The organism is Inquilinus sp. (assembly GCF_057815775.1).
The window spans coordinates 1-3,111 of record NZ_JBYRFX010000032.1; the positions used below are offsets into that span (position 1 = coordinate 1).

Annotated in this window: 2 protein-coding genes; both read left to right on the forward strand. The window is 73.0% G+C overall.

Features of this window, described 5'->3' with window-relative positions; translation table 11 throughout:
- The coding region (locus AC3XYG_RS01300; protein ID WP_489138003.1) for a 3-hydroxyacyl-CoA dehydrogenase at window positions 1-1,572 on the forward strand (1,572 nt) is incomplete at its 5' end.
- Window positions 1,569-3,111: AMP-binding protein (locus tag AC3XYG_RS01305; protein WP_489138004.1), on the forward strand; the 1,543-nt coding region annotated here is incomplete at its 3' end. The genes AC3XYG_RS01300 and AC3XYG_RS01305, both read left to right, overlap by 4 nt.

The following is a 3,111-nucleotide window of genomic DNA, read 5'->3' on the forward strand; positions in this document are numbered from 1 at the left end:
GCGGTGGCCGAGACCAGCCTGCTGGTCGCCGCCATCGCCAAGGCCAACGACCTCTCCGCTGCCGGCATCCTCCGCCGCACCGGCGACCTGGACAGCCCGTCTTCGGCAGGCGGCCGGGAGGCGTTGGAACTGGTGGCTGCCGGGGCGCTGAAGCGCGACCCCGCCCTGCCGAACATCGCCGGCCTGGCCGAAGCGGTGCGCGCCACCTTCACCGAGTCCTTCGAGGACGGGCTGGCGCTGGAGCGCGCCCGGTTCGTCGAACTCGTCGCCGACGACCGCTCCAAGGCCTTGCGCTACGCCTTCTTCGCCGAGCGCGAGAGCGCGCGGGTGCCGGGCCTGCCGAAGGACACGACGCCGCGGCCGATCGGCCGGGCGGCGGTGATCGGCGCCGGCACCATGGGCGCCGGCATCGCCGTCTGCTTCGCCAATGCCGGCATCCCGGTCACGGTGATCGAGACCACGGCGGAACTGCTGGCCCACGGCCTGCACCGGGTCACCCAGACCTACGCATCCGCGGTCAAGCGCGGCAGCCTGTCGGTCGAGGAGGAGGCGCGCCGCAACGCCCTGGTCTCCGGCAAGGTCGGGCTCGACGCCGCGGCGGAGGCCGACATCGTGGTCGAGGCGGCATTCGAGGACATGGACCTGAAGACCCAGATCTTCGGCACGCTGGACCGCGTGGCGAAGCCGGGCGCGATCCTGGCCACCAACACATCCTATCTCGATGTCGACCAGATCGCCGCCGCGACCAGCCGGCCCGAGTCCGTCATCGGCCTGCACTTCTTCAGCCCGGCCAACATCATGCGGCTGCTGGAGGTGGTGCGCGGTGCGAAGACCGCGCCCGACGTGCTGGCTACCGGTATCGACCTCGGCCGAAAGCTGGGCAAGGTGCCGGTCGTGGTCGGCGTCTGCCGCGGCTTCGTCGGCAACCGCATGCTGGCGCGGCGGACGCAGGAGGCCGAGCGGCTGCTGATCGAAGGCGCGCTGCCGCATGAGGTCGACGCCGCCCTGACCGGCTTCGGCTTCCGCATGGGGCCCTTCGCCGTCAGCGACCTGGCCGGGCTGGACATCGCCTGGAGCAACCGCAAGGCGCTGGGCCAGGTGGCGCCGGTGGCCGACGCGCTATGCGAGGCCGGGCGCCTGGGCCAGAAGGCCGGGCGCGGCTACTACCTTTACCCCGAGGGCGCCCGCAGCGGCATGCGCGACCCGGAGGTGGAAGCGCTGCTGCAGCAGGTCTCGGCCAATCTGGGCGTCACCCGCCGCACGATCCTGGCGGAGGAGATCGTCGAGCGGCTGGTCTATCCGATGATCAATGAGGGCGCCCGGATCCTGGACGAGGGCATCGCCCAGCGCCCCGGCGACATCGACGTGATCTGGCTGAACGGCTATGGCTGGCCGGCCTGGCGCGGCGGCCCGATGCGCTATGCCGACAGCATCGGCCTGGCGGCCGTGGCCGACCGGCTGGAGGCCTTCGCCACCGCGCGGGGCGAACCCAGCCTGGCCCCGGCACCACTGCTGCGCCGCCTCGCGGAAGCCGGCCAGGGCTTCGCCGACCTGGCGGCCGCGGCGCGGTGACCCCGGCGCTGGAGCCGTTCGCCTGGCGGCGCCGGTTCCCGGCCAGCGCCCGCTGGGACGCGCCGATCGAGACCACGACGTTGCCGGCCCTGCTGGCGGCCGGCGTGGCGCTCGGCCCCGACCGGCCGGCGATCGCCTTCCGCGGCCGGTCCCTCAGCTATCGCGACCTGGCCGGCGGCGTCGACCGGCTGGCGGCCGGGCTGCTGTCCCTGGGCGTCGGACCCGGGCAGGCGGTGGCGCTGTACCTGCCGAACACGCCGTTCCATCCGCTGGCCTTCTTCGCCCTGACCCGGATCGGCGCCAGGGTGGTGCATCTCAGCGCCCTCGACGCGCCGCGCGAGATCGCCCACAAGCTGGCCGATTCCGGCGCCCGGCTGCTGGTCACCACCAACCTGCCCGGCCTGCTGCCCAAGGCGCTGGCACTGCTGGAGCAGGGCGCGGCCGACACGCTGCTGGTCGGCGACGACGCCCATTGGGGGCCGGGCGACGACACCCCACTGCCGGTGGAATGGTCCGATCGGGTGCGGCCGCTGCTGGGCCTGCCCGACATCCCGCCGCCGGCTGGCTGGCCGGAGGTGTCCCCGGACGACGTCGCCGTGCTGCAATACACCGGCGGCACCACCGGCCTGCCCAAGGGCGCGATGCTGAGCCACGGCAACCTGACCGCCGCGGTCGCCATGTACCGGTCCTGGACCGATGGCGCGGTGCTGGAGCCGGGGCGGCAGCGGGTGATCGCCGTCCTGCCCTTCTTCCACATCTACGCCCTGACCACGATCCTGCTGCGCCACCTGCGCGACGGCAACGAGATCCTGCTGCGCCAACGCTTCGATGCCGCCGCGGTGCTGCACGACATCGAGGCCGGGCGCGCCACGGTGTTCCCCGGCGTGCCGACGATGTGGATCGCCCTGCTAAACCACCCCGGCGCGGCGGCGCGCGACTATGCCAGCCTGCGCAGCTGCGTGTCCGGCGGCGCGCCGATGCCGCTGGAGGTGCACCGCCAGGTCGAGACGCTGATCGGCCGGCGCCTGGCCAGCGGCTGGGGCATGACCGAGATCGCGCCGGCCGGCACGCGGGTGCCGCATGACACGCCGATGCGCCCCGGCCTGATCGGCGCGCCGCTGCCCGGCATCGACATGCGGGTGGTGGCGCTGGACGACCCGTCCCGCCCGCTCGGCATCGGCGAGGTCGGCGAGCTGGCGCTGCGCGGCCCCAACGTGTTCGGCGGCTACTGGAACCAGCCGGAGGCGACGGCCGAGGCCTTCCGCGACGGCTTCTTCCTGACCGGCGACATCGGCCGGGTCGATGCCGACGGGCTGTTCGAGATCGTCGATCGCAAGAAGAACATGATCATCTCCAGCGGTTTCAACGTCTATCCCGTCGCCATCGAGAATGCGATCTACGAGCACCCTGATGTCGAGGAGGTGATCGTGATCGGCGTCGCCGACGCCTATCGCGGCCAGGCGGCCAAGGCCTTCGTCAAGCTGAAGGCCGCCGCCGCGGCGCCGACGCTCGACACCCTGCGCGCCTTTCTGCACGACC